At 44.5% G+C, this 26,700-nt stretch carries 25 protein-coding genes; 9 read left to right on the top strand and 16 right to left on the bottom strand.

The window, feature by feature from the left end:
- Window positions 1–83 precede the first annotated feature (83 nt).
- From BC643_RS17935 to BC643_RS17920, 5 genes are all read right to left on the bottom strand, one after another.
- Window positions 84–1,514, bottom strand: a complete 1,431-nt coding sequence (locus tag BC643_RS17935) for a nucleoside recognition domain-containing protein (RefSeq protein ID WP_211338134.1) — start codon at window positions 1,512–1,514, stop codon at window positions 84–86.
- Window positions 1,507–2,313: a FeoB small GTPase domain-containing protein gene (locus tag BC643_RS23550; protein WP_211338133.1), complete on the bottom strand. Its 807-nt coding sequence runs from the start codon at window positions 2,311–2,313 to the stop codon at window positions 1,507–1,509. The genes BC643_RS17935 and BC643_RS23550 overlap by 8 nt, the downstream gene beginning before the upstream one ends.
- Window positions 2,306–3,355 carry a metal-dependent transcriptional regulator gene (locus BC643_RS17930; protein WP_120274642.1) on the bottom strand — a complete coding sequence of 350 codons (1,050 nt, stop codon included), beginning with the start codon at window positions 3,353–3,355 and terminating at the stop codon, window positions 2,306–2,308. Before BC643_RS17930 ends, BC643_RS23550 begins: the two co-directional genes overlap by 8 nt.
- A gap of 53 nt (window positions 3,356–3,408) precedes the next feature.
- A complete protein-coding gene (locus BC643_RS17925; RefSeq protein ID WP_120274641.1) occupies window positions 3,409–4,077 on the bottom strand; it encodes a metal-dependent transcriptional regulator in 669 nt (222 codons plus the stop codon).
- A gap of 198 nt (window positions 4,078–4,275) precedes the next feature.
- On the bottom strand, window positions 4,276–4,608 hold the full coding sequence (locus BC643_RS17920; RefSeq protein ID WP_147377264.1) for a DUF6249 domain-containing protein: 333 nt from the start codon (window positions 4,606–4,608) through the stop codon (window positions 4,276–4,278).
- A gap of 140 nt (window positions 4,609–4,748) precedes the next feature.
- Between BC643_RS17920 and BC643_RS17915 the strand changes: the two genes are divergently transcribed.
- Window positions 4,749–5,321: an RNA polymerase sigma factor gene (locus BC643_RS17915; RefSeq protein WP_120274639.1), complete on the top strand. Its 573-nt coding sequence runs from the start codon at window positions 4,749–4,751 to the stop codon at window positions 5,319–5,321.
- A 12-nt stretch (window positions 5,322–5,333) separates the two neighbouring features.
- A complete protein-coding gene (locus BC643_RS17910; RefSeq protein WP_120274638.1) occupies window positions 5,334–5,747 on the top strand; it encodes a hypothetical protein in 414 nt (137 codons plus the stop codon).
- 57 nt (window positions 5,748–5,804) lie between these two features.
- On the opposite strand, the gene BC643_RS17905 is transcribed toward BC643_RS17910, so the two are convergent.
- From BC643_RS17905 to mnmD, 4 genes are all read right to left on the bottom strand, one after another.
- Window positions 5,805–6,158, bottom strand: coding sequence for a DUF3127 domain-containing protein (locus BC643_RS17905; protein WP_120274637.1), 354 nt, complete (start codon window positions 6,156–6,158; stop codon window positions 5,805–5,807).
- Between the two features lie 100 nt (window positions 6,159–6,258).
- On the bottom strand, window positions 6,259–6,960 hold the full coding sequence (locus BC643_RS23630) for an FKBP-type peptidyl-prolyl cis-trans isomerase (RefSeq protein ID WP_120274636.1): 702 nt from the start codon (window positions 6,958–6,960) through the stop codon (window positions 6,259–6,261).
- Window positions 6,961–6,976: 16 nt separating this feature from the next.
- A complete protein-coding gene (locus tag BC643_RS17895; protein ID WP_120274635.1) occupies window positions 6,977–7,588 on the bottom strand; it encodes an FKBP-type peptidyl-prolyl cis-trans isomerase in 612 nt (203 codons plus the stop codon).
- 54 nt (window positions 7,589–7,642) lie between these two features.
- Window positions 7,643–8,305, bottom strand: a complete 663-nt coding sequence (gene mnmD / locus BC643_RS17890) for a tRNA (5-methylaminomethyl-2-thiouridine)(34)-methyltransferase MnmD (protein ID WP_120274634.1) — start codon at window positions 8,303–8,305, stop codon at window positions 7,643–7,645.
- A gap of 87 nt (window positions 8,306–8,392) precedes the next feature.
- Between mnmD and BC643_RS17885 the strand changes: the two genes are divergently transcribed.
- Entirely contained in the window at window positions 8,393–9,010 is a 618-nt protein-coding gene (locus BC643_RS17885) for an L-threonylcarbamoyladenylate synthase (RefSeq protein WP_120274633.1), read from the top strand.
- Between the two features lie 19 nt (window positions 9,011–9,029).
- Here BC643_RS17885 and BC643_RS17880 read toward each other — a convergent pair whose 3' ends face one another.
- The 5 genes from BC643_RS17880 to ruvX form a co-directional block, all read right to left on the bottom strand.
- Complete coding sequence (locus tag BC643_RS17880) at window positions 9,030–10,478, bottom strand: TrkH family potassium uptake protein (protein WP_120274632.1); 1,449 nt, start codon at window positions 10,476–10,478, stop codon at window positions 9,030–9,032.
- An 18-nt stretch (window positions 10,479–10,496) separates the two neighbouring features.
- A complete protein-coding gene (gene trkA / locus BC643_RS17875; protein ID WP_120274631.1) occupies window positions 10,497–11,831 on the bottom strand; it encodes a Trk system potassium transporter TrkA in 1,335 nt (444 codons plus the stop codon).
- Window positions 11,832–12,018: 187 nt separating this feature from the next.
- Window positions 12,019–13,884, bottom strand: a complete 1,866-nt coding sequence (locus BC643_RS17870) for a ComEC/Rec2 family competence protein (protein WP_170154614.1) — start codon at window positions 13,882–13,884, stop codon at window positions 12,019–12,021.
- A gap of 182 nt (window positions 13,885–14,066) precedes the next feature.
- The gene (gene def / locus BC643_RS17865) at window positions 14,067–14,630 is read right to left on the bottom strand and encodes a peptide deformylase (RefSeq protein ID WP_120274629.1); all 564 of its coding nucleotides are present in this window, start codon (window positions 14,628–14,630) and stop codon (window positions 14,067–14,069) included.
- Entirely contained in the window at window positions 14,630–15,049 is a 420-nt protein-coding gene (gene ruvX, locus BC643_RS17860; protein ID WP_120274705.1) for a Holliday junction resolvase RuvX, read from the bottom strand. The genes def and ruvX overlap by 1 nt, the downstream gene beginning before the upstream one ends.
- 200 nt (window positions 15,050–15,249) lie before the next feature.
- On the opposite strand from ruvX, the gene BC643_RS17855 reads away from it, so the two are divergent.
- On the top strand, window positions 15,250–15,786 hold the full coding sequence (locus BC643_RS17855) for a hypothetical protein (protein ID WP_147377263.1): 537 nt from the start codon (window positions 15,250–15,252) through the stop codon (window positions 15,784–15,786).
- Between the two features lie 286 nt (window positions 15,787–16,072).
- Window positions 16,073–16,498, top strand: coding sequence for an OsmC family protein (locus BC643_RS17850; protein ID WP_120274627.1), 426 nt, complete (start codon window positions 16,073–16,075; stop codon window positions 16,496–16,498).
- Window positions 16,499–16,611: 113 nt separating this feature from the next.
- Here BC643_RS17850 and ppdK read toward each other — a convergent pair whose 3' ends face one another.
- A complete protein-coding gene (ppdK, locus tag BC643_RS17845) occupies window positions 16,612–19,314 on the bottom strand; it encodes a pyruvate, phosphate dikinase (protein WP_245995014.1) in 2,703 nt (900 codons plus the stop codon).
- A gap of 1,003 nt (window positions 19,315–20,317) precedes the next feature.
- Here ppdK and clpB point away from each other — a divergent pair.
- The gene (gene clpB / locus BC643_RS17840; RefSeq protein WP_120274625.1) at window positions 20,318–22,906 is read left to right on the top strand and encodes an ATP-dependent chaperone ClpB; all 2,589 of its coding nucleotides are present in this window, start codon (window positions 20,318–20,320) and stop codon (window positions 22,904–22,906) included.
- A 21-nt stretch (window positions 22,907–22,927) separates the two neighbouring features.
- Here clpB and BC643_RS17835 read toward each other — a convergent pair whose 3' ends face one another.
- The gene (locus BC643_RS17835; protein ID WP_120274624.1) at window positions 22,928–23,296 is read right to left on the bottom strand and encodes an Hpt domain-containing protein; all 369 of its coding nucleotides are present in this window, start codon (window positions 23,294–23,296) and stop codon (window positions 22,928–22,930) included.
- Window positions 23,297–23,462: 166 nt separating this feature from the next.
- On the opposite strand from BC643_RS17835, the gene gcvT reads away from it, so the two are divergent.
- The 3 genes from gcvT to serC all read left to right on the top strand — a co-directional run bounded on the left by gcvT (window position 23,463) and on the right by serC (window position 26,661).
- Window positions 23,463–24,548 carry a glycine cleavage system aminomethyltransferase GcvT gene (gene gcvT / locus BC643_RS17830; protein WP_120274623.1) on the top strand — a complete coding sequence of 362 codons (1,086 nt, stop codon included), beginning with the start codon at window positions 23,463–23,465 and terminating at the stop codon, window positions 24,546–24,548.
- A gap of 162 nt (window positions 24,549–24,710) precedes the next feature.
- The gene (locus BC643_RS17825; protein ID WP_245995012.1) at window positions 24,711–25,391 is read left to right on the top strand and encodes a 2-phosphosulfolactate phosphatase; all 681 of its coding nucleotides are present in this window, start codon (window positions 24,711–24,713) and stop codon (window positions 25,389–25,391) included.
- Between the two features lie 199 nt (window positions 25,392–25,590).
- Window positions 25,591–26,661 (top strand): 3-phosphoserine/phosphohydroxythreonine transaminase, encoded by a 1,071-nt coding sequence (serC, locus tag BC643_RS17820; protein WP_120274621.1) that lies wholly within the window; start codon window positions 25,591–25,593, stop codon window positions 26,659–26,661.
- Window positions 26,662–26,700: the final 39 nt, after the last annotated feature.

Here is a 26,700-nt window from a genome sequence, read left to right as displayed (position 1 = left end):
TTGGTGTGATGAATTGAAAAGTAAATAAAAAATGCCGCTCCGGTTGGGGCGACATCTTTCATTTTATCGTGTTTTCCGAAAAGCTACTGTAGCAGGAACCAAATTTGAGTGGTAAAGAAGCAAACGATCAATCCCAGTGCGATTGGTAAGAAGGTTGATACCAGTGTCCACTTTAGGCTCTTGGTTTCTTTGTAAATGGTCACAATTGTTGTTGAACAGGGGTTGTGCAGCAAGCTGAAAAGCATCAGGTTGATTCCGGTTAGCAGCGTCCAGCCGCCGGCCTTTAGCACAGCAGCGGTGTCGGCAGTAGAATCGAGTTCGAACATGACACCGGTTCCGGACCCCATACCGGCAAGTTTACTGCTCAGAACGGTCAGCATCAGTACGGTTGGAATAACAATCTCGTTCGCTGGGATGGCAATGATATATGCCAGCAAAATAACGCCGTTCAACCCGAATACAAATGCAAACGGATTGGACCAATCAATGAAGTGTTCGGCCAGGCTGATTCCGTCAATTTTTACATTGGCGACAACCCAAATGACAATACCTGCCGGAACGGCAAAAACAATGGCACGCCACAGTACAAAAATAGTGCGATCGATGAGCGACGTATATAGCGTTTGCCAGATGCGTGGCGGACGATAGGGGGGAAGCTCCAGACTGAAGGCGGAAGCTTCGCCTTTTAACACCGATTTACTCAATCCCCACGACACAACCAGACTGAAGAAGATTCCCAATACGGCGACTCCAACAACTGCACCGGCAGAAACAATCCCCGCGAAGCTTGCTGGAACCAGTCCTCCTATGAAAATTGAAGCAATTAGAATCTGCGTGGGCCAGCGGCCGTTGCAGAGCGAAAAGTTGTTGGTGATGATCGCGACCAATCGTTCGCGTGGAGAGTCGATCACCCGGGCTGCAACAACGCCCGCGGCGTTACATCCAAAGCCCATGCTCATGGTTAGCGCCTGTTTGCCATGTGCTCCGGCACGGCGGAATAGGTTGTCCATGTTGAATGCGACGCGCGGCAAATAGCCCAGATCTTCCATCAGTGTAAATAGCGGAAAGAAGATAGCCATTGGTGGCAACATCACAGCGATCACCCAAGCCATTGCCAGGTAAGCGCCGTCGATCAATACGCCATCAAGCCACCAGGGCAGATGAATTGCTGCTGCACCGCTTTTCAGAATGGGGTGCATGTAATCAATCAGCAGCGAGGCCAAAAGTCCCGATGGATAGTTTGCTCCGGCCACTGTGATCCAGAATACCAGTGCTAAAATCAGGAACATGAGCGGGAATCCAAGCCAGCGGCTGGTCACAATTTTGTCAATTTTTATATCGAGGCTGTAGGCTTCTTTGTCGCCTTTTTGGTGCACCGTTTTTCGGGCGATTTTTGAGGCGTCGGCATAAATGGATTCGATAACCGTATCGTGAAAATTGACACCCAAATCCCACCGGGCCTTGTTGACTACCGAAAGTATTTCTTCGCGATCGTTTGCTGTTTGCTTATTCATAACTTAAGACTTCTGCTGTGGTTGAAATGTTTGGATTTAAGTTGCCCAATTCGCCGTTCCGAACGGCCTCCATAATGCTATTGTCGCCTTCAAGCAGTCGCAGCGCCACCCATTTCAGGTTGGGGAGGTTCGGGAACTGTTCGTTTAGTTTTGCCGATACTGTTTCGATGGCATGGTTGAGTTTGGGCGAGTGGCTTTTGATTTTATGCGGTTTGCAAACGTATTTGCCGGTAGCGACATCCTCTAGCGCTGCCAGTACCTCATTCATGCCAACCCGTCGGCGGGCAGATGCCGGAATGACTGGAATACCCAGTTCCCGCGACAACGCACGTTCATCGATCTCCACGTTGTTGCGTTTGGCTTCATCCATTAGGTTAAGGCAAAGTACAGCGCGGTCGGTAATTTCCAGTATTTGCAGCACCAGGTTTAAATTCCGTTCCAGGCGGGTGGCATCGACTACAATCAGGGTCACATCGGGTTGTCCGAACAGGATAAAATTACGGGCAACTTCTTCGTCGGTGCTGGTTGAAAGCAGCGAGTAGGTGCCGGGCAAATCCACTATTTTGTAGCGTTTATCGTTGAAACTGAAAGCTCCTTCGGCGCGGCTGACGGTTTTGCCAGGCCAGTTCCCTGTGTGTTGCCTCAAGCCGGTCAGGTTGTTGAAAACCGTACTTTTGCCAACATTCGGGTTGCCGGCCAGGGCGATCACATAATCGGTCTCGGTCATGTCGACCCCCAATTTCACCAGGTTTTCCCGGTTGTGAGCCGGACAGCTATTGCAATTTGTTGGATTATTCATGGTTGATGTTTTTGTTGATGAAAATGAGATCGGCCTGCTGCCTTCTGATGCCAACGGTTGTTCCCATCACTCGATAGCCAATCGGGTCGCCGGATGCACTGATCATTTGCGCTGTGATTAGGCTTCCCGGTACAATGCCCATGTCCATCAGGCGGCGGCGTTGCTGCCCTCGGCAGTTTGGTGATATTCCAATAACTTCAGCCTTTTCGCCAACTTTCAGTTCCGAAAGAATGTCTTGTTTTTGTGTAACCCGGGTTTTGCTCGATAGCGGTTCAACCGTGATGTGCGTGGCAAACAGCGGCGTGAGTGTGCACTCGTCACCGTCGGCTGCAAATGTGATTTTATCGGCGGTCACGTCGGTTACATAAACCTGCATACCGGGATACAAGCCCAGCACAACCAGTTGCTCGTAAATGCTGCGTGGTTCATCTTCAATGTGGATGATCCGGCCAATTTCGCCCTCCTGCAACGTACTCAGCGATTTTCCTTTTGACTCGGGCAATTCACCTTCAGCGGTTGGTATCGGATCGCCGTGCGGGTCGAAGACCGGGTTGCCCATCTGAGCCGCTATCTTTTCGGTGTCGGCATCGGTTACAAAATGTTCTATTTCGCAGGCTTTCTCGTGCCAGTCGGGTTGAGCGGTTCCGGTTTCATCAGCCAGGTAGCGCTCCCAGATCCGGTGAACGCGAATAACCCGAAGTGAGTAAGATCGTCCGCTATCGGTCAGGCTAATCAAGTTATCATTCAGGTTGATCAGTCCCATTCCCTGCAGGTGCTGAATCAATTTGCTGACTCGATCGCCCGAGATATTGAGTGCGCCTGCCAGGCTGTTCATTTCGCAGCTACTTTTCCGGTACTCACATTCGAAAAGGTACTTTAGTGCGTCTTCCAGTAATACGCGCTCGTCGTTCAGCTTGCGTTTCGAGATGAAAGCAATTAAACCTTTTTTAGGCCAAAAAATCCAGGCCAGTAATCCGATCAGCGCAAGCGCAATCAAAATCATCCAGCTGGCTTTTATAATTAAAACGATTAGTGTTTTCATATTTTAAGCTTCTCTATTTTCTTATTTGTCTAGCGAGTAGCGAATGTAATTTATCACTCTTCGATCAATTCTTTGATATAAATAGTGTTCGTTAGTTCTGCATTGAGCAGCAATTTGGTCCCGTTGATTTCAATTTCGGTCATCCGGTTTTTGGGGTATTGCCGGTTCACTTTGATGGTGGCGCCAACAGCTAGCTCATTTGAGTGACAGAAGTCGAAAAACTCTTTATCGGAGCCGGCTAACCGACTTATTTGATATTCTTTCCCGTCTTCAGCAGTCGAGAGGATGAAGGCGTTGTCGGCAATAGGTAACATTCCTTCAACGTCCGGAATCGGATCTCCATGAGGATCAGTCGTAGGGTGTCCCAAGAACAGGCTGATTTTGTCTGCTAAAAAGTCAGACGTGAGGTGTTCCAGTAGTTCTGCTTCGCGATGTATTTCGTGCATCGTCATGCCAAATACCTGATGGAGAAATGTTTCCCACAAACGATGTTTGCGCACTATATTCAGAGCTAGCTTTTCGCCATTGGTCGTCAGTTTTAGCGCTTTGTATTTTTCGTAATCAATCAGCTTCTTGTCGGCAAGTTTTCGTGCCATATCAGTTGCGGCGGCGTTGGTTATGCCCAATTCTTTGGCAATGGAACCCGGGCGGGTGTCGAAGCCTTCGCCCTGCTCGAATTTATAAATTGCTTTGATGAAATTTTCGCTTGCAATGGAGCTCATATCAGTAGAGTAAGTTTATTTTTAAGTATGCTTAAATTTTAAAACAAGCCTGTCGAAAAAATGTTTTTGATTTTCTGAATAGAACTGCTCAAAGTTGCGTTTTCTGATAGGTCGTTTAGGAGGGCGCACAAAAAAAAGCAGCATCGATCTGATGCTGCTTTTTCCTTCTCCTGACGCAAGAAAGGATTTCGTTGTTGCTTATTCTGTTTTCTTCGACTGGAAAATGTAACCGACCACCAATCCGATACCTCCAAAGAGGAAGATCATAGAGACATAGGCCGCTCCTTCATCCAGGTTCGTGTTTGCTTCCAGAATACTTCCGAACAGGACACCGAGTGCTACACCGATAAAAAGTAAACCAAGTTTCAATGTAAAGAACATGGTGTTTGGCATTTTTGCACGGAATAAACTCGGGTCGGCACCTTTTTCAAGCATGGTTAAGCGTTCTTTGTGACGCGTTGTCCAATACATATACATCAGACCAAATACCAATGCGAAAAAGCTTAATGGGATTAAAATACCTGCTAACATGACTTCTTATTTTTAATTGTTATTAATTTCGAATTCCGACCTTATGACGCCGTTCTGCCTTTTCGGTTACAAACTCATTTCATTTTTTTATTTTTAAATATTCTGTAACCAACTCATTAATTCGGCGTCATAACGCATGTATGAGTCAACCGGACGAATATTATATAACAAAGGTGTTGGAGGGAGATGTGGCATCTTTCTCGTATTTGGTCGATCGCTACCAGGACATGGTCTATGGCTTGGCATTTAAGTTGCTTCGGAATGAAGAAGATGCTGAAGAAATGGCCCAGGACAGCTTTGTAAAAGCATATCGTTCTTTGAATTCGTACCGGCAGCAGTCGAAATTTTCGACCTGGATCTATCGGATTACGTACAACGGTTGTATTACGCTTCTTCGCAAGCGGAAGCTGGAAGTGCGGTCGATGGATGAGCAACAGCTGACGGACAAAGATGAGGCGCAGTTGAATGCGCAGCTGATAGAAATGGACAAGGCGTTGGTTGAAAAACTGCTTCAGGAGGCGATGGAAAAGCTTCCTGAGCTGGAGCAGGTTTTAATCACCTTGTATTATTTTGAAGAGCAGAAGATGGAAGAAATCAGCCAGATTACCGGCTTGAGCGAAAGCAATGTAAAGGTAAAGATTCATCGCGCTCGCAAAAAAATGTACGATTTATTGCACCAAAGCTACGAGGAAGGTATTTTTAGTAGCGTTTAAAAACGGGAAATCATGAATAAGCAAGAAGAACAATTCCGGGAAATCATGAAAAACTATCGGCCGCGGAAGGCCCCGGTGGATTTTTCGAAACGGGTAATGGACGAGATTCACAGCTTACCGGTATTGACCAAAATCAAGCCGATTTTTGGCAAATGGTTTTTGCCTTTTGCTGCCGCTGTATTGGTGGTGTTTGTTTCCGTTACATTTCTGTTGTGGGGCGAAAGCGGAGCGCAATCAGGTAATTCGGCTACTATTTTTGCTAAGCTGCCAAAAGCCGATTTGCAGGTTCTGGATAGTGCTAATCAGAGTTTTGTAGGATGGTTCGAACAGATTCCGATGGTGCTTGTTTTGGCTTTAGCAGGGGTAATTGGACTGCTGCTACTCGATCGGTATTTTGGGAAACATTATCATACGCGCAAAGCATAAAAAAAACAAGAGCGGTTCCGAAAAGAGCCGCTCTTGCTTTTTTATATTGATTTGATCTTAGAATGGCAAATCGTCGCCTTCTGCCGGTTCCGGCGGCATGTCGTCTACTGAAAAAGGCGGAGGAACTGATCCTGCTTCCGCACCTGCTTTTTCAACTTTCCACGCGTTGATGTTGTGATACCAACGGCCATTGAATTCGCGGCTTTCCACATCGAAAAACACGTTAACATCCATGCCGGGCTGAAGACCTTCAATCAGGCTCAGTTTATCGCCGAAAACTGTAAAACACACTTGCTTCGGGAATTGATCCTGCGTTTCAATAACAAATTCCTGTTTTTTCCACTCGTTGCCAGCTTTGCTAACACCAGACTGAACGGGGAGGAGATGGTTGATTTTTCCTTTAATTTCCATATTTCTTGTTCAAAATTGTCAAACGAAGCTCAAAAGTACGGATAAAAAAATCCCCCCGAAAGTGAATTTCGGAGGGATTTTGAAAAGTTATCAAGAGTTTCTATTTCTCAACAATTTCGTGTAACTCAACTTCGAAAATCAAAGTTTCGTTCGGGCCGATATCGTTTCCGGCACCACGTTTTCCGTAAGCTAAGTCGCCAGGAATGTACAATTTCCATTTTGATCCAACTGGCATTAATTGCAATGCTTCTGTCCATCCCGGAATTACACCTTTCAATGGGAAAGTAGCAGGTTCGCCACGTTTAACAGAGCTGTCGAATTCTGTACCATCGATTGTTGTACCAACATAATCGCATTTTACTGTTTGGTCGATGGTTGGTTTTGGACCCGTTCCTTCCGTAATAACTTCGTATTGAAGTCCGCTCTCTGTTGTTACGATACCTGGTTTTTCTTTATTGGCAGCCAGGAATTCTTCTCCTTTTTTCGCGTTTTCGTCCGCTTCTTTTTCAGCCATATTTTGGAAATAAGCTTGAACAATTTGACGGGCGTCTTCCGCTTTAATTTGAGCTTCTTCTCCTTTTAATTGCTTACCGAAGGCTGCAACCAAAATATCCATATTCAAATCGCTGGCACCAGGAGTGGCTTCGATGTTGTGTTTTTGGTTATCAGCAATTAAAACGCCTAAAGCGTAAGCGGTTGAATCGGATGCATTGGTCAATTTTGCAGTAGACGACCCACCCGGTTGGCAGGATGCAAATACAGTTGCCAAAGCTACTGCAGCAAGAACAGGTTTAAAATTCATTTTTTCGATTATTATATTAGACAATTTCCAATAATTCCACGTCAAAAATCAATGTTGTGTTTGGTCCGATAGAACCACCGGCGCCACGTTCGCCGTAAGCCAAGTCTGAAGGAATGAATAGTCTCCATTTTGAACCAACTGCCATCATTTGCAGTGCTTCAACCCAACCTTGAATAACGCCGTTTACCGGGAATACTGCCGGTTCGCCACGTTGAACAGAGCTGTCGAACACAGTTCCGTCAATCAGCGTACCGTGGTAGTGACAACGTACTTCGTCGGTTGCTGATGGTTTTTCACCATCTCCGTCAGTCAATACTTTATATTGCAATCCGCTGGCAGTTTCTGTTACCTTCGGATCGTTTAAGTTTTCAGCTAAAAATTTCAAGCCTTCTTCCAGGTTGTTGGCAGCGTCGCCGCTTTGTTGTTCCGACATGAACTCCTGCAGAATTTGGTTGGCTTGTTGTACACTTAATTTTGGCTGTTTTCCGGCAAACGCATCTTCAATTGCGTTCATAAAGTTTACCGGGTCCACAGTTTTTACACCCGATTGGATCAGATTGCTGGCAATGCTTAGTCCAAGTGCATAGCTAAAATCTTCCAAACGTTTGTTTTCTTTTTGTTCTGACATATCCTAATTTTTTATGAACTACGAAGATAGGTTAAATTTTGAAACAGACTCAATCTACTCCATTTTCTCGCCGAATAACATTTCTTTTTTTCCGGGTGGTCCGGGGATTCGTTTCATGTTGAAGCCGCTTCTGATGAGTTTGCGGCGAACCTCTCCTTGAGCACAATAGGTCACAAATATTCCGCCGAAGTTGGTGTGTGACGCCAGTTTACGAAAGATGTCTTCCGACCACATATCGGCTTGCTTGTTAGGGGCAAAGGCATCGAAATAAATGAGGTCGAATGTCGGGAGTGACGAAACATTAAAAGTTGTTAAATCTGAATTGAGCTTGGTCAGCTCGAAATTTGGAGCGATTAAGTGAGGTTGGTTCCAACTACCAGCGTGCATTTTTTGAAACTTTCCGGCCAATTCTTCCGAAAGCAAATTCGCAAAATTAAGTTTACTGTATTCGGCTTCGTTGAGCGGATATTTCTCAATACTGAAGTAGCGAATGTGTTTTTCGTCTTGGTTCGCCAGCGTGAGCAGCGCGTTTAATCCGGTGCCAAAACCGACTTCAAAAATGCAGAGTTCCTTTTTGGTCGAAGCATTCAGCCCGTTTTGAATGAACACGTGCATCGATTCCTGGATCGCTCCGTGAACAGAATGAAAATGTTCGTCCAATTCGGGAACAAATAAGGTGTGGGAACCGTCGGCAGTTAAAATAATTTTTCGTTCCATGTTTGTGTCTCCGGACGGCGAATTTCGGCAATTTATTTGAGTGCCCCATAAATTTAGGTTACTTTTAGATAACCAAATTTGCTTGTTATGCTTATTAAAATTTATGAGGAGAACCCGAACGAACGGGAAGTCCAAAAGGTCGTCAGTATTCTGCGCGACGGCGGCGTCATCATTTACCCCACTGATACTATTTACGGAGTTGGTTGCGACCTTACGCAAGCGAAGGCCGTGGAGCGGGTTGCTCGCATAAAAGGTGTTTCTGATGTATCGAAATCGAATTTCTCATTTATTTGCAGCGACTTAGGGCATTTGTCGATATATGCCAAGCCCATTTCGAACCCGATTTTCAAGCTGATGAAACGCTGTTTACCCGGGGCTTTCACTTTCATTTTAGAAGCCAATAACAATGTACCAAAATATTTTAAGGGCAAAAAGAAGACAGTTGGTATTCGTGTGCCCGACAACTCAATCATCCTGGAGATTGTGAAAGAGCTGGGAAACCCGATTCTTTCGGCGTCGGTGAAGGATGAAGACGAGATTGTGGAATATACAACCGATCCGGAACTGATTCACGAAAAATTCGGCGATTTGGTTGATTTGGTCATCGATGGTGGTTACGGCGGTAATGTACCTTCAACGATTATCGACTGCACCAGCGATATTCCCGAAATCACACGACAGGGAAAAGGAAAAGTGGAATTGTAAATTGAAATTAATTCGACAGTTATTTTTTCCAGAAAGCCGGTGAGAACAGTACCAATACGGTGAACAGTTCCAAACGTCCCAGCAACATCAAAAACGATAAAAACCATTTACCAATTGCCGGTACCTGGAAGAAGTTCTCAGCCGGTCCGTAATTACCCAAACCCGGTCCTATGTTCCCCAAGCAAGTGGCAACAGCACCCATCGAAGAATTCAGGTCCGGCTCAATCAGTGTAAACAGAATCGTGCTTACAAAGAAGATAATCAGGTAGATCATGAAAAAAGCCAGTACGTTGGTGATGATCTGCTCGGAAACGGAGCGCTTGTTAAAACGAACGGGGATAATCGCGTTGGGGTGCAATAAGCGACGAAGTTCGTAGTAGCTGTTTTTCAGCAATAACACGATCCGCATGATTTTGATACCACCACCGGTTGAACCGGCGCTTCCACCAAAGAAGAACAGGGTAAAAATCAAGACCATCAGGAATGGTGTCCAGGTCAAATAGTCGGCGGTTGCAAAGCCGGTCGTTGTAATGATGGAAACCACCTGAAAAAGTGTATCGCGGAAAGCTTGTTCGTAACCGAGTTGTGTTGTCAAAAGCAATCCGGAAAAGATGATTGCCGTGAAAATCACTACAAAAAGGACGTAATATTTGAATTCTTCATTCTTGTAAACCTTGTCGAATTTCCCCGCCAACGCACTGTAAGTCAATGTGAAGTTGGTTCCTGCAAGAAACATGAAGAAAATAATGACATATTGTATGAACGGAGAATTCCAATAGGCAACTGATGCTTGTTTAGTCGAGTAGCCACCGGTTGCCATTGTTGTAAATGAGTGGTTGATTGCGTCGAATAAAGTCATACCACCACCCCACAGAAGCAGAGATTCAACTACCGTAAACAGCACATAAATTGCCCACAGGTTTTTGGCGGTTTGCTGAATGCGCGGATTTAATTTATCAGGAACCGGCCCTGGTACTTCGGCTGCAAACAACTGCATGCCGCCAATCCCAAAAACCGGGAGAATTGCCAACGACAACACGATGATTCCCATACCACCTAGCCACTGTGTGAGGCTTCGCCAAAAGAGAATTCCATGTGGCAGCGCTTCAATATCATTCAAAATTGAAGAACCGGTTGTGGTGAAACCGGACATGGTTTCGAAAAAAGCATCGGTCAAATTAGGGATGGAATGGCTCATCAAATAGGGGAGACTTCCGAAAAACGAAAAAACAATCCAGACCATGGTAACGATGATGAATCCATCGTTTTTGCTGATTTTCTTCTCAGCTTTCCACATGGCTCCGACGGTAAGACCACCAGTCCCCATTGTTATCAGCGACGAATACAACAGGGGCAACACATCGGGGCCGCTGTACAACAGAGCCACCAGCATGGAGATCAGCATAAAGAAACCTTCAACGACCAATAAAAATCCAAGAATCTTTATAATTGCTTTGAGGTTGAACATATGCAGAAATCCAAGTGATTATTTGAAAAATTTATCGAGTTTCCGAATGGCTGAAGGCAGTGCGAAGACAACCACTTTATCGCCAGGCTGTATTTCCGAGTCGCCCTTGACCACAAATGACATTTGCCCGCGAATGATCCCTCCCAGGATCGCATCTTCTGGGAAGCCGATGTCCTTAATTGGAGTCTGGGTTATTTTTGAGCCTTCTGTTGCGATCAATTCAAAAACTTCCGCTTCAGATGCAGTCAGGCATTTTGCCTGGTTAACCTGGGCGCCCAAAGTGTATTTGTAAATGTAGCTCGCGGCGATCAGCTTTTTATTGATCAAACTACCAATATCCATACTTTCAGCGATTCCCATGAAGTCGATATTCTCAACCTCGGCAACCGTGCGCTTGATGCCCAGTTTTTTGGCCATGTGGCACGAAAGGATGTTGGTCTCGGAGTTTCCGGTCACCGCAATGAAAGCGTCCATACGCTCAATGCGCTCTTCTTTCAGCAGATCCAGGTTTCGTCCGTCGCCGTTAATTACGAGCACGTTTTCAAACCGGTCGGCCACTTTTTGGCTGCGGATTTTATCCGATTCGATTATTTTGATATTGTAGTTGTCGCCTAAACGTTCTACTGTTTTCTGAGCGATACGGCTACCACCCAGAATCATGATATTCCGAACCGGGAAGATTTCTTTTCCTGTCAATTCGAAAACCTTGTTCATGTAGGTGCGCGTAGTGATGAAGAAAATGATATCACCGGCCCGTACATAATCACGTCCGTGTGGAATGATTGTTTTGGCTTCGCGATTTATTGCAACCGCTCTAATCTCAGATTCAATATAGGAAAGCTCTTCAAAAGACTTATTTAGTACCGGGGCGTTCTCGCGGATTTTAATCCCCATCAGGATTAGTTTGCCTCCTGAAAACTCAATTAACTGGCGGGTACCTACCTGTTTTACTGATGAAGCGACCTCTTTACCGGCAAGACTTTCCGGGTAAATCAACTCGTCCACGCCGAGGTTTCGAAGTTTCTCTTTGTATTTTTCTTCGAGGTATTCTCCGTTGTTAATCCGGGCAACTGTTCGTCCAACTCCCATGTCCTTAGCCATGATGCTGGCCATGATGTTTCGCTCTTCATAAGGTGTAACAGCAATCAGCAAGTCTGATTTGGCTACCCCGGCGTCTTTGAGGTCTTTGAATGAGTTTGCATACCCGGTAATGGTCAGCAGGTCTACCTGGCTCGATAGTTTATTCAGCTTTTCAGTATCGTCATCCATCAATACGATGTCATGATCTTCCCGGCTCAACATTTTAGCAAGGTGAGTTCCTACTTCTCCCGCTCCAACGATAACAATTTTCATTGAGTTTTAGTAATTCTACGTTAAAAATAGCCAAGCAAAGTAAAGTATAAAATAAACAATAACCATGCGATTATTCCAGTTTTTTGGAAAACGGTAGGGCTGTGAACGTTAGCTTAAGATTAGAGTGTTTACCGGCTTTCTAATGGTAATAGGGCCTATTTTACGGAGTTTACCCAATTGACTGATGCTATGGTAGTGTTTTGGCTTCTGATTCACTTTTGTTTGAGGAATTCGAAGGTGGTGGATTTTCGACAGCATTTCTGAGTTCGGTTAGTTTCGGTTTTTTGTTTTCAGGTGACAAAATATAGGTTTCGAGGCCGAATTGATAGATGTCATTTTCAATGAACAACTGCTTCTCCCGAAGTTGCAAGAAGTCACTGATAAGTATAATTTGAGGCTCATCCAACTGTAGTTTCGTCAACGTATTTGAATAGACATAGGGCGAAAGTTCGGTGGTATCTGATGTTAAAATGAAGTTGGAACGACCGTCGATAAAATGAAAAACAGCTTGTTTATTCTCGTACACCAGAAGGCGGTGCTGGTTGAACAATTGTCTTTTTTCGTTGATGCCTATCACAAGGAAAGCAATTAAAGATATAAGTGCGTATCGAATGAACTTCACTTGCTTTAGGTTGATGAATAGTATGATGAACAAGATTGCTAGAATGATTGCCGTTAATTGCCCTGGTGTAATTGAAATGCCCGAAACGACTGCACCCGGTAATCGGCTGATGAATTTCAACGCGATTAAAACAGCGGAGTTGGTTCCTTCGAGCAAAAAGGCGATTCCGTGTTGAAGTGCCGGGAGCGGAGTGGCTATAAAAAGTGAAAATGTTCCGGCTAACAAGACAAATGCCGCCGGAATGACGACAAAGTTACTGAGCCAGAAATAGAACGGAAATTGGTTGAAATAGTAAATGCTTAGCGGGAAAGTGCCGATTTGTGCGGCCAGCGACACGCAGAGCAACTGCCACGGCTTTTTGACAATAGGATTTTTTGAAGGCACCAGGCCGTTTATTAACGGGTAAAAATAGACGATGCTCAAAACGGCCGCATACGAAAGCTGAAAGCCGACTGCAAAAAGAATATCGGAATCAATTAGCAGCAGTGCAAAAGCGGAGGCGGCGATGGAGTTGTAAATGGAATTTGTCCGGTTGATGCTTTCGGCTAAAAGCAAGAAAGTGAACATTAGCGTGGCGCGTTGCACCGATGGCGACAGACCTGTCAAAAGCGCGTAGGCCCAAAGGATGGATAAAATCAGGCAACAACGAATCCATTTCCCTTTATGCGAACGTTTCAGGAATGAAAAGAGCTTGAGAAGAAAGAAGTAGATCAGCCCCACATGCAACCCACTGACTGCTAAAACATGCATGCCCCCTGTTTCAACGAAGGCGGCTCGGGTTTCCGGAGTCAGCTCTTTTCGGTATCCCAGACTCAGTGCTGAAATTACCTCAAAGCTTTCCGTCTTTTTCAGGTTAGAACGGAGAATTGTTAGGAGTTTTTCCCTGAATTTTTCGGCTGCGAGTCGGATCCGGAAATGGCTTTTTCCTGCTTTTTCAAATTTGCCAGACTTCAAATAGCAGCTAAAATAAATGCCTTGATTTGCAAGATAGTCGCGGTAATCAAATTCAAACGGATTTCCCCGGTTTTCAATCCGGCTAATCCGACTTTGGCAAAAAAGTAGGTCGCCTGCTTCCAGCTTTGCAGCATTGTCCGACTTTTGAAGCCAACCCATCATTGTTTGCTTATTCAAACTGTCGTTTTCCGCTTGTTCGATCCTGAGTTTGAGTTGAAAACTGTTTTCCTTTTCTGCTGGCTTTTCAACAACTGTCGCCCAAAAGCAGATCTCTTTGGAAGAAGATGTTGGAAGCGGCGGATGTTGAATTCGATAGTTGACACTGGAGATCAGAACCAGCGCCGTCGCCAATAAAGATGATGCGATGAGATCGAACGGGTATCTTTTTCGGCTAAATAGTTTTGCATACCAACCCAGACCAATGATGATCCACAGTGCAAAAGGGATGAGCAGGAGTGGATAAAATCGGGACAGCATCAATCCAAGGAGCCAAAATCCGAGGATTTTAACAAAAGGGTTATTTGAGAAAAACATCACCGTAACTCGCAAATAAACTATAAGTTACAGTAAAAATAGGATTGAATTCCAGTGGCTTGGGGCGCCTATTTGATGAACGACGGGATTCTGATGAAGAACCCCGTCGTTTTTATCATGAAGCGTTATTTTTTTGTTCCGGGAATGATGATCCGGTAGCTCGTTTTCACCTTTCCTTTGGTGATATTGGTCAGTCGACTTTTAAGCATTCGTTTTTTCAACGGGCTCAGGTAGTCGATTAAGAGCTTTCCTTCCAGGTGGTCGTATTCGTGTTGAATGACTCGGGCTGCAAAACCACCGTACTCTTCAATATGCTCAACGAAGTTTTCGTCGTAGTATTTGATTTTTACGAATTCCGGTCTCGAAACATCCTCGCGAATCTCCGGCAAGCTCAGGCAACCTTCATTCATAATCCATTCGTCACCTTTAAACTCGATAATCTCAGGATTGATGAACGCTTTCTTGAAGCCTTCCAATTCCGGTTCTTCATCGGCTGCAGCCGATGCATCAATAACAAACATACGGATAGACAACCCGATTTGAGGAGCGGCCAGTCCTACACCGTCCGAGTGGTACATGGTCTCAAACATGTCTTTCACCAATTGGTCAAAGCCAGGATAATCTTTATCAATAGGTTTCGCTACTTTTCGTAACAAAGGCTCACCGTAAACAGTAATCGGGTAAATCATTATCTGAATTTTTTTTGTTCTAAATACGACTGCAAAATAATTGTTGCACTAACAGCATCAATCGTTGCTTTGTTCTGTCTGTCTTTCTTTTTTAAACCAGCGTCAATCATTGTCTGGAATGCCATTCGCGACGTAAATCGTTCATCTACTTGTTCTAAGGGCATGTCCGGGTACAACTTTTGGAAGCGCTTCAAAAACGGATTGATATACAAAACGGCTTCCGATGCTTCATTGTTCATCTGCAACGGGTAACCGATAATCACCTTTTCAACCTGTTCTTTCTGGAAGTAATCTTTCAGAAAGTCAAAAATCTGGTGACTGGGGACAGTGGTTAACTTACTTGCAATAAGTTGCAAGGGGTCGGTTACTGCCAATCCAACGCGTTTCTTTCCAAAATCGATTGCTAAAATACGTGCCACCTGCTTCAAATTTGCTGCAAAAATAACATTCTATTTGCATTCTCCTCACAATGGTTTGAAAAAACAGTGCAAATATACTGAGTGCAAGTGGTTGATTGGTAGTGTTTTTCTATTTTGGCATGTCGTTTGCATTTCACTGGATAGCTTATACCGGTAAAAGAGACAAACAATTTATTGTTAAACCTGTAAACTTTAAAGTCATGAAAGCACCGAATAAATTTCAGATAGTAGCAGTTACGTTGATGTTGGGATTAGGTCTAAGTAGTTTTTCGGTTCAGGCTGAACGGAATGATTCGCACAAGGGAAATAAGAAGGAGTACAAATACAAGAAGAATGATCGTCAAAAATATGCGAATAAATCCTATAAATACGATGATCACAGGTATTATGATCGCAAGCCAGTGCAGCGTCATTATGAAAACGAGCGATACGCGTACCGTCATCCGCGATACGGAAATGTTTATCGCCAGTTTAGCTCCGCACCAGTGCATTTGAGACATACCCAAGGAGATGTCTACTACCACTCGGGCCACTATTATTCTTATTACCCGCAAGTAGGATATGTGCAGATCGCGATGCCGTCCGGCTACGTATTCGCTACTTTACCCGGGCGATATGAAAGAGTGCACTATGGAGGTCATCTGTATTTTCGGGTAGGCGATATGATGTTTGAACGCTGCGGACACGGGTACCGATTAGCTCCACAGTTTAATGTGAGCTTTTCTGCCAGGTTTTAAGATTTTAAGTCGATAGTTTACTTATCGTGCCGGCTGGTGAATTGGGGGATTCGCCGCCGGCTTTTTTTTTGTGTCAAGTGTGGAGCGTCTCCCTCGAAAATAAGCTTTCTGTGGCGGTTTGACCACGTTATGGCTGAATGAAACGTGACGTTTTGAAACGGTATTTTTGAACGGGTTTTAACGTAATGCATTGCATTTTAGTGATTTGTAAAATAGCGTGACTATTCTCTCCGCATTTTGGCACCGGGATTGCTTCTTTGCGGGTAGAAGTCTAAAAATCTACGTCATGAAAATCAATAAAGCACATGCAACTTGGGAAGGGAATTTGAAAAAAGGTACAGGTGAAATGGGATTCGAAGAAAGTAAAACCAATTTCCCGTTCAGTTTTAAATCTCGATTTGAGGAAGGGGAAGGAGCGAACCCTGAAATGTTGATCGGTGCTGCTCATGCAGGCTGTTTCTCGATGGCTTTCTCAAACATGCTCAGCGAGGCAGGTTACGAACCTGAAAAAGTAGCAACAACGGCCGAAGTCAAGCTGGATTCAGTAGATGGTGGCTTTAGAATTACCGGAAGTCACCTGGTTGTTCAGGCTGTGGTGCCGGGAATTTCAGAAGAGAAGTTTTTTGAAATTGCCGAGCAAGCAAAGGTTGGTTGCCCGGTGTCGCAAGCCTTGTCGGCCATTGATGTCAGCATGGAAGCTACCTTGCTTTGATGCCCAAAAAAGAAATTTTATCTTTCATTCCACATTCTATACGTTAATACTCAAAACAAAAGCCGCCTTCCAGAGGGAAAGCGGCTTTCTCTATTTTTGAATGAGTCGATTTACTAAGAAATGTTTGCCAGAGCTGCGGCAACCCGAGCAATCGGTACGCGATAAGGTGAGCAGCTTACGTAGTCGAGCCCAACACTGTCGCAGAACATCACGGAACTAGGTTCACCACCGTGTTCGCCGCAAATGCCTACTTTCAGTTTTGGTTTGGATGAACGTCCTTTTTCAACTCCCATTTTTACCAGCTGACCGACACCGGTTTGGTCGAGCACCTGGAACGGATCATTTTTCAGAATTCCTTTGTCGAGGTAGTCCGGTAAGAATTTGCCGGCGTCGTCGCGAGAATAACCGAAAGTCATTTGCGTGAGGTCGTTTGTGCCGAAAGAGAAGAATTCTGCTTCTTCTGCAATCAGGTCAGCGGTTAGTGCAGCACGCGGAATCTCGATCATTGTTCCCAGCAGGAAGTCAATTTTATCGCCTTTTTCTTCGAAGACTTTTTCTGCAGTCTGACGGATAATCGCAGCCTGGTTTTTCAGCTCAGCGATGGTACCAACCAGCGGAACCATAATTTCAGGTTTGGCGTCGATTCCTTTTTTCTTCAGGTTAAGTGCAGCTTCAATAATAGCTCTGGCCTGCATGGCTGTAATTTCCGGGTAGGTGATTCCCAAACGGCAACCACGGTGGCCAAGCATCGGGTTGAATTCGGACAGGTCTTCAATCTTCGATAAAATGGCGTCCATTGTAATACCCATTTCTTCTGCTAATTCCTGTTGAGCAGATGCGTTGTGCGGAACAAACTCGTGCAATGGAGGGTCGAGTAAACGAACGGTAACACCGTAACCAGCCATCGCTTCGAAAATACCCTCGAAGTCGCTTCTTTGGTAAGGCAGCAGTTTGGCTAAAGCTTTTTCACGGTCGGCAGTATTGTTTGCCAAAATCATTTCGCGCATTGCCTTTATGCGTTCTCCTTCGAAGAACATGTGCTCGGTACGGCAAAGCCCAATACCTTTTGCGCCGAACTTGCTGGCAACTTGAGCATCGTGTGGTGTATCGGCATTGGTGCGAACAGTCATCCTGGTAAACTCATCAGCCAAATCCATGATTTTTCCGAAATCGCCTCCCAGATCCGGATTTTGAGTAGCCACTTTACCTTCGCAAACTTCTCCGGTAGAGCCGTTCAGCGAGATCCAGTCACCTTCTTTTAAAACTTTCCCGGAAACAGTCATGGTGCGGGCTCGATAGTCGATGCGAACTGTGCCGGCACCCGAAACGCAGCATTTACCCATTCCACGGGCTACGACCGCAGCGTGTGAGGTCATCCCTCCACGGGCGGTCAAAATGCCGCGGGCAATGTTCATCCCTTCCAAATCTTCGGGTGAGGTTTCGATACGAACCAGGACTGACGATTCGTATTTCGATGCTTCATCGGCGAAGAACACGATTTGGCCGGTTGCAGCGCCCGGAGATGCCGGAAGACCTTTGGCCAGGATTGTAGCACGTTTCATGGCTTCCTTGTCGAAAACAGGGTGCAATAATTCGTCGAGTTTGTTGGGCTCAATACGTTTCAAGGCTGTTTTTTTATCGATCATTCCTTGCTCCAGCATGTCGACGGCAATTTTGACCATGGCTGCTCCTGTACGTTTCCCGTTGCGAGTTTGAAGCAGCCATAATTTGCCTTCCTGGATGGTAAATTCCAGATCCTGCATGTCACGGTAATGATCTTCTAGTTTTTCCTGAACCGAATTTAGTTCGGCGTAAAGTCCGGGCATGGTTTCTTCCAGTGAGGGGAAATGTGATTTGCGTAGTTCTTCATCAATGCCAGCCAATTCTGCCCAACGTTTACTTCCTTCCAAGGTAATCTGCTGTGGCGTACGGATACCGGCCACAACGTCTTCACCCTGTGCGTTTATCAGGTATTCACCATTGAAAATATCTTCACCGGTTCCGGCATCGCGGGTAAACGCAACTCCCGTAGCTGACGAGTTACCCATGTTGCCGAATACCATCGCCTGCACGTTAACCGCTGTTCCCCATTCAGCCGGGATCGCGTTTAACTTGCGGTAATAGATGGCACGGTCGTTCATCCAACTGTCGAATACAGCGTAAACGGCTCCCCATAGTTGTTCCCAGGGATCGTCGGGGAAGCTTTTGCCGGTTACTTTTAAAACAGCTTGCTTAAACAGAACAACCAGTTGCTGCAGGTCTTCGGTTGAAAAATCAGTATCGAGTTCAATGCCTTTATCTTCTTTCAGCGAATCCATGATCGCCTCAAACGGATCGATGTCTTCTTTACTTTCCGGTTTCATCCCTAAAACCACGTCGCCGTACATTTGTACGAAGCGGCGGTATGAGTCCCAGGCGAAACGTTCGTTGCCCGACTTCTTGGCAACACCCTGAACTGCGAGGTCATTCAACCCGAGGTTCAAAACAGTGTCCATCATCCCGGGCATGGAAACCCGCGCACCGGATCGTACAGAAACTAAACAGGGATTATCTTTATCTCCAAATTTTGTAGCGGTCAGTTCTTCAATGAGGGCTACGGCTTTTTCAACTTCGGGCTTAATGGCTGCAACGGCAGCATCCCGGCCCTCTTGATTGTAAATTGTGCAAACTTCGGTTGTGATTGTAAAGCCCGGAGGCACTGGAACACCGATTAGGTTCATCTCTGCTAAATTCGCTCCTTTTCCACCCAGCAGATTCTTCATATCTGCCTTTCCTTCGGCTTTTCCGTTTCCAAAAGTATAAACGTATTTTGCCATAATTTTAGTTTTTGGTTGATTGGATTATTAAGTAAAGTCAATTTTTGAGTTACTAATGTAACCGTAATTTTTTTAAATCTGAAGAATCTGTTTGGAGACAAAAGCTGTTGTACAGCTATTGATTTTAAGGGGATTATCGGGTATGTTTTGCAATATGTTTATGTTGAAAAAATCAATTTCAATTGCTATATTTTCGGGTTCTTTCCGGTTCAAATTTCCATTTTAGTCTTGTTAACCTTGTTTGAGGCTTCGTAACAAAAGTGCGGTGTATATTTGAGTTGAAAAAAATAAGACGGAAGCCTTAATTTTTTCATTGATGTAGGATTATATTGAGAAGGAGGAGGAAATCCTTCTTTTTTATTGAACCCGTTTTTGGCCCGTTAGCTGGCTTAATAATGATTTATTTTATCATAACTCGGGGAGTTATTAGTTGTAAATTAACGTTTGTTAACGTTGCTTGTCATCTCTTAACTGAGAGACAACGTATCTTTGTAAAAGACAATAAGCAAAGTAATAAGCATAATTTTTTTCATAGAGATAGGTTTGGTTAAGTATAAAAGGATGGACCCCCATCCTTTTTTTTATGTGTTTACTTTGAGATGCACCTAAATATTTCTTTCCAAACACATGATGAATCCTTTTTCAAATTACCAGTTAAGACGATTTATAACGTTTGTTAACATTGCTTGTCATCTCTTAACTGAATGACAGCGTATCTTTGTAATAGACAATGAGCAAAGTAATAAGCATAATTTTTTCATAGAGATAAGTTTGGTTAAGAAAAAGGATGGGACACCATCCTTTTTTTATGCTCTAAACTGACAAAAGTTCGCTCGCGCTTTCCTATAATACGACGTATTTTCAGCTTCGTTTCTCAAATCAAGACAAATTGTCTTATCATAATACTTCGACTCTCTATGGTCTCTAAATTGATCAGTTCGCTGCGTAAGATTACGGGTTATTAATGATCGGAAAGTAGATTTTACAGTAGAAAGGAGAAACTATGAACTTTAATAATTTCACAATTAAATCGCAGGAAGCTCTGCAGCATGCTTTCGAAGTAGCGCAGGGCAAGCAGCAGCAAGCTATAGAAAGCGGACATATATTAAAAGGCTTGCTTCACGCAGCAGAAAATATTTCGGGATTCCTTTTGAAAAAACTGGGGGTTAATGTTCCGGTTTTTCAACAGGCACTCGATCGTGTTGTCGACGGCTATCCGAAAGTGACCGGTGGTGAACAATATTTATCGTCGACTGCAAACAAGGTTTTGCAAAAGGCACTGGAGCATTCTAAAAAAATGGGTGACCAGTTTGTATCGGTCGAACACATTTTATTGGGTTTGCTTGATGGGGGAGACACCATTGCCAGTATGTTGAAAGATAACGGCGTGAATCGGAAGGATCTGGAGGCTGCCATTAATGAATTGCGGAAAGGTGCAAAAGTGGAAAGCCAGACTGCCGAAGATCAGTTCAACTCGTTGAGCCGTTTTGCCATCAACCTGAACGAACGTGCCCGCAGCGGGAAGCTCGATCCGGTGATCGGTCGTGATGACGAGATTCGGCGGGTTTTGCAAATCTTGTCGCGCCGTACGAAAAACAACCCGGTACTTATTGGAGAACCAGGTACCGGTAAAACGGCTATTGCTGAAGGTTTGGCTCACCGCATTGTGCGCGGTGACGTTCCCGAAAACCTGAAGTCGAAACAGCTTTTCTCTTTGGATATGGGAGCGTTGATCGCCGGAGCCAAATACAAAGGTGAGTTTGAGGAACGTTTGAAGGCGGTCGTTAATGAGGTAATCAAATCCGATGGAGAGGTGATCCTGTTTATCGATGAAATTCACACGCTGGTTGGCGCCGGGAAAGGCGAGGGAGCAATGGATGCTGCCAATATTCTGAAGCCTGCGTTGGCCAGAGGCGAGTTGCGTTCGATTGGTGCAACTACGCTGGATGAGTATCAAAAATACTTTGAAAAGGACAAAGCCTTGGAGCGTCGTTTCCAGATAGTAATGGTGAACGAACCAGACACGTTGAGCGCGATTTCCATTTTGCGTGGTTTGAAAGAACGTTACGAATCGCACCACAAAGTTCGGATTAAGGATAATGCGATTATCGCAGCGGTTGAATTGTCGCAACGCTATATTTCGGATCGTTTCCTGCCGGATAAAGCCATTGACCTGATGGACGAGGCTGCGGCTAAGTTGCGTTTGGAGATGGACTCAGTACCGGAAGAACTGGACGAAATCGAACGTAAAATCAAGCAACTCGAAATTGAACGTGAGGCCATTAAACGCGAAAAGGACGAGTCAAAGCTAGCTGTGCTGAATGAGGAGATTGCGAACCTGAAGGAAGAGCAGTCGCGTTACCGCGCTCAATGGGAAATGGAGAAATCGGTGATCGATGGCATTCAGCAGAACAAAACGGATATCGAAAACTTCAAGTTTGAAGCCGATCAGGCAGAACGTTCGGGCGATTACGGAAAAGTAGCTGAAATTCGCTATGGCAAAATCAAAGAAGCTGAAGCTGAAATCGAGCGCCTTCAAAAAGAGTTGCAGGAAATTCAGGGCGATTCATTGATTAAGGAAGAAGTCGATTCTGAAGATATTGCAGAAGTTGTTGCACGTTGGACCGGTATTCCTGTGAGCAAAATGCTTCAAAGCGAACGCGAAAAGTTACTTCACCTGGAAGAAGAGCTTCATAATCGGGTGATTGGCCAGGATGAAGCAATTCGTGCAGTTGCTGATGCAGTTCGTAGGAGTCGTGCCGGTTTGCAGGACGAAAAGCGACCGATTGGATCATTTATTTTTCTTGGAACAACCGGTGTTGGTAAAACCGAGCTGGCAAAAGCCCTGGCTGAATACCTGTTCGACGACGAAAATATGATGACACGGATCGACATGTCGGAGTACCAGGAAAAATTCTCGGTAACCCGTTTGATTGGTTCGCCTCCGGGATATGTTGGCTACGACGAAGGAGGTCAGCTGACTGAAGCTGTTCGGCGTAAACCATACTCGGTTGTGTTGTTCGACGAAATTGAAAAAGCGCATCCCGATGTGTTTAATGTGCTGCTCCAGGTATTGGACGACGGCCGTTTGACTGACAATAAAGGGCGTTTGGTGAATTTCAAGAACACCATTATTATCATGACTTCGAATCTTGGATCTCATCTGATCCAGGAGGGATTTGAACGAATGAATGACAGTAACCGGGTGGAGGTTTTTGAACAAACACGGGCGCAGGTGATGAACCTTTTACGGAAAACCATCCGGCCGGAATTCCTGAACCGGATTGACGAAACAATCATGTTTACGCCACTTGGGCGTGAGGACATGAAAGGAATTGTTCGGATTCAGTTTAACCGGATCATTAAACGATTGGGCAATCAAAATATCCGAATCAGTATTTCGGATGAAGCAGTTCAATGGCTGGCAACGGTTGGATACGATCCGCAGTTTGGAGCTCGACCGGTGAACCGGTTATTGCAGAAATACGTGCTGAATGAGTTGTCGAAAGAGATCTTGTCCGGTAAGGTTTCGGCCGATCAGGAAATACAGATCGATTTGAAAGACGAGGATTTGGTTTTTAGAACAGTATAATGCCAAAAAAAAAGAGACACTTTAAAGTGTCTCTTTTTCTATTTTTTCTAAAACTTCTGTCAGTTCTTTTTGGGCTTGATCGATCAGCGTCTCAAACTCGACAACATGATCTTCATAGCTATCAATTTCTTCCAGTTTTTGGGTTTTTAACTGCAGCTGCTTCAAATGCATTCCCAAATCATTCATGCCGAAAGTCATGACCGACGACTTGGCTTTGTGAGCCAGTTCCCCTAATTCTTTGTATAGCTTTTGCGATAAGTATTCTCTGAGTCCGGTTTTAAATTCAACGATTTGTTCGAAGAACATTTCAATGAATTCTTTGGTAATTTCCGGATCTCCGCCAGTCACCTCATCCAAATAAGCCAAACTGGTTATTTTTTGATCTTCCATCACGTATAGTTAATTGGCATTCTGCAAGACAATGATAGTAAAAAAAATTTATTTAGAATCATCCGGGGCAGGGCTGTTAAAAAATTTATTCGTGGCAGTTTTCCTGATTTATTTCATAATTTAGAGGGATTCTAACCTTTAGTTTTACCGACCCAAAAAATATTGCATGAAAACCACAGCTTTCAATCAAATTCATAAAAACTCAGGTGGAAAAATGGTCGAATTTGCAGGATACGAAATGCCTGTCGAATTTGCCGGGATTAAAACAGAACACATGGCTGTTCGCGAAAACGTTGGTGTTTTCGATGTTTCGCACATGGGTGAATTTTGGGTGAAGGGGCCTCATGCTGCAGAACTGGTGCAGTACATTACAACCAACGACATTTCGGTTTTGACACCGGGACAAGCGCAATATTCTAGCTTCCCAAATGGCAAAGGCGGAATTGTTGACGATTTGCTGGTTTACTATTACGAGCCCGAGAAATATATGCTTGTGGTGAATGCGGCGAACATTGACAAGGACTGGGCATGGGTTGTTTCTCAAAATAAATTCGGTGCCGAATTGGAAAATGCTTCTGATTCAATCAGCCAGTTGGCAATCCAGGGGCCGAATGCAACAGCTGTTATGCAGAAATTAACGTCAGTGAAATTGACTGACTTAAAATATTACACGTTTACAACAGACGAATTCGCGGGAGTTGCCGATGTAATCATTTCAGCAACCGGTTACACGGGCGCGGGTGGTTACGAACTGTATTTTTATAACAAAGATGCAGAAACCATTTACAACGCCATTTTCGAAGCCGGTGCCGAGTTCAATATTCAGCCAATTGGCTTGGGGGCGCGCGACACCTTGCGCCTGGAGATGGGCTATTGCCTGTACGGAAATGATATTGACGATACAACCTCGCCAATTGAAGCCGGTTTGGGATGGATTACCAAGTTTAATGACCGGAATGATTTCATCAACAAAGACTTGTTCCTGATGCAAAAAACGGAGGGAGTTAGTCGTAAATTGAGAGGCTTCGAAATGATTGATCGCGGTATTCCCCGTCATGGCTACGAGTTGTTTGATGAGGCTGGTAACAAAATCGGAGAAGTAACTTCGGGCACCCAGTCGCCCTCATTGAATCAAGGTATTGGAATGGGCTACATTGCCAAAGAATACTCAGCCATTGGAACAGAAATTTATGTCGGCGTTCGTAACAAGAAACTGAAAGCGAAAATTGTAAAGGTTCCTTTTCTGAATTAACCGGAAAGGAACGAACTTACAACTATACTTAACCTTGGCCCGTCAAATTATTTTGGCGGGTTTTTTTATATCTGTACTTCAATTATCTTTGCGCTCCAAATAACGTTGAAGCTGAAGATGAAAAATGCGAAACTCAGGTTAGAAACCTGTTTATCTCCTGCAATGTATTCGAAGCACGCCAACGACGATAACATTGTTGTTGTTGTTGATATTCTCCGCGCTACCTCTACAATATGTACTGCCCTGCACAACGGTGTAAAACGAATTATTCCGGTTTCCACGGTTGAAGAAGCGAAGGCTAAAAAAGACGAAGGTTATATTGTGGCCTCCGAACGGGATGGCTATGTGCTGGATTTTGCGGACTTCGGAAATTCGCCGTTCAACTTTACCGCTGATAAAGTGAAGGACAAGGAGATTGTTTATTCAACGACTAACGGAACGCGCTGCATTCATATGGCTGCACACTCCAAAGCGGTTGTTGTCGGTTCGTTCCTGAATTTGACAGCTCTTGCCAATTGGTTGATTGGACAGGATTCGCCGGTGTTGATTTTCTGCGCTTCGTGGAAGGATCGTTTCAGTTTGGAAGACACGGTTTTTGCCGGAGCTTTAGCTGAAAAATTATTGGCGTCGGGCAAGTTCGAAACCATCTGTGATGCTGTTACGGCATCGCTGGATTTGTGGTCGCTGGCCAGCCCCGATTTGAACGGATACATCCAAAAAGCGGCCCAGAAAGGTCGTTTGGCGGCTAAAGGTTTGGACGACTGTATTGAATTCTGTCACCAGCCTGATTTCACCTCGGTCATTCCGGTTTTTGCCGATGGTGATTTGGTTCCCGTTAGTTAACTTTGCTTAAAAATCGCAACCTTTAAAATGATACTTATCCAATTGAATTCCTGAATGGTAGACATGTTATAGAACCAGTCATTTAATTGCAGGTTCTGATTTTTCTCACAGGAAATTGATTCTGAATTCTTTTATTTTGAGGAAGCGAAAATTAAAAAACAAAACGTATAATTAATTTTTAACCCTAAAATAACATACCATGAAGAAGCATAATTTTTATGCAGGACCCTCAATCCTACCAGAATTTACCAAACAAAAAACTGCCGAAGCAGCTGTTGACTTTGCCGGTACCGGACTTTCTGTAATGGAAGTGTCGCACCGTAGTAAAGAGTTCGTTGCGGTTATGGACGAAGCGGTTGCCTTGGTGAAGGAATTGTTGAAAGTTCCGGAAGGTTACTCGGTGTTGTTTTTGCAAGGTGGTGCCAGCCTCTCATTCTTGATGGCTCCGTACAACCTGATGAAGTCAAAAGCAGCTTATTTGGTTACAGGTTCTTGGGCTTCGAAAGCCATGAAAGAAGCAAAATATTTTGGTGAAGTTGTTGAGGTAGCTTCTTCAAAAGATAAAAATTTCAACTATATCCCGAAAGCGTTTGAAGTGCCTGCTGATGCTGATTATTTGCACATCACAACAAACAATACAATCTTCGGTACTGAAATTAAAACTGACTTGGACGTTCCTGTTCCAATGATTGCCGATATGTCTTCAGACATCTTCAGCCGTCCGATTGATGTTGCTAAATATGACATGATTTACGCTGGTGCTCAAAAGAACCTGGGACCTTCAGGTGCTACACTGGTAATCATTAAAGATGAAGCGTTGGACAAAACAGGTCGCACAATCCCGACTATGTTGGATTTCCAAACACACATCAAAAACGATTCAATGTTCAATACTCCTTCAACGATCGCAGTTTATGCTTGTTTGCAAACACTGATCTGGTTGAAAGACAAAGGTGGTGTTGAAGCAATGGAAAAAATCAACATCGAAAAAGCTGACCTGTTGTACGCTGAATTGGATCGCAACAAATTGTTTGTTCCTACAGTTCCTGCAGCAGAAGATCGTTCACGCATGAACGTGACTTTCGTAATGGCTGAAGGATATGAAGCTTTGGAAAAAGAATTCAACGAATTCGCTACATCAAAAGGAATGATTGGTCTGAAAGGACACCGTTCAGTTGGTGGTTTCCGCGCTTCAATCTACAATGCAATGCCGGTTGAAAGTGTTCAGGCACTGATCGACGTGATGGCAGAGTTCGAAGCAAACCATTAATCGAAATACAAAGGAAAAGCAGGATGGGGGTCCTGCTTT

The sequence above is a fragment of the Mangrovibacterium diazotrophicum genome, assembly GCF_003610535.1.
In the GTDB taxonomy this organism is placed as follows: domain Bacteria; phylum Bacteroidota; class Bacteroidia; order Bacteroidales; family Prolixibacteraceae; genus Mangrovibacterium; species Mangrovibacterium diazotrophicum.
This window is presented reverse-complemented; position numbering and strand designations above follow the sequence as displayed.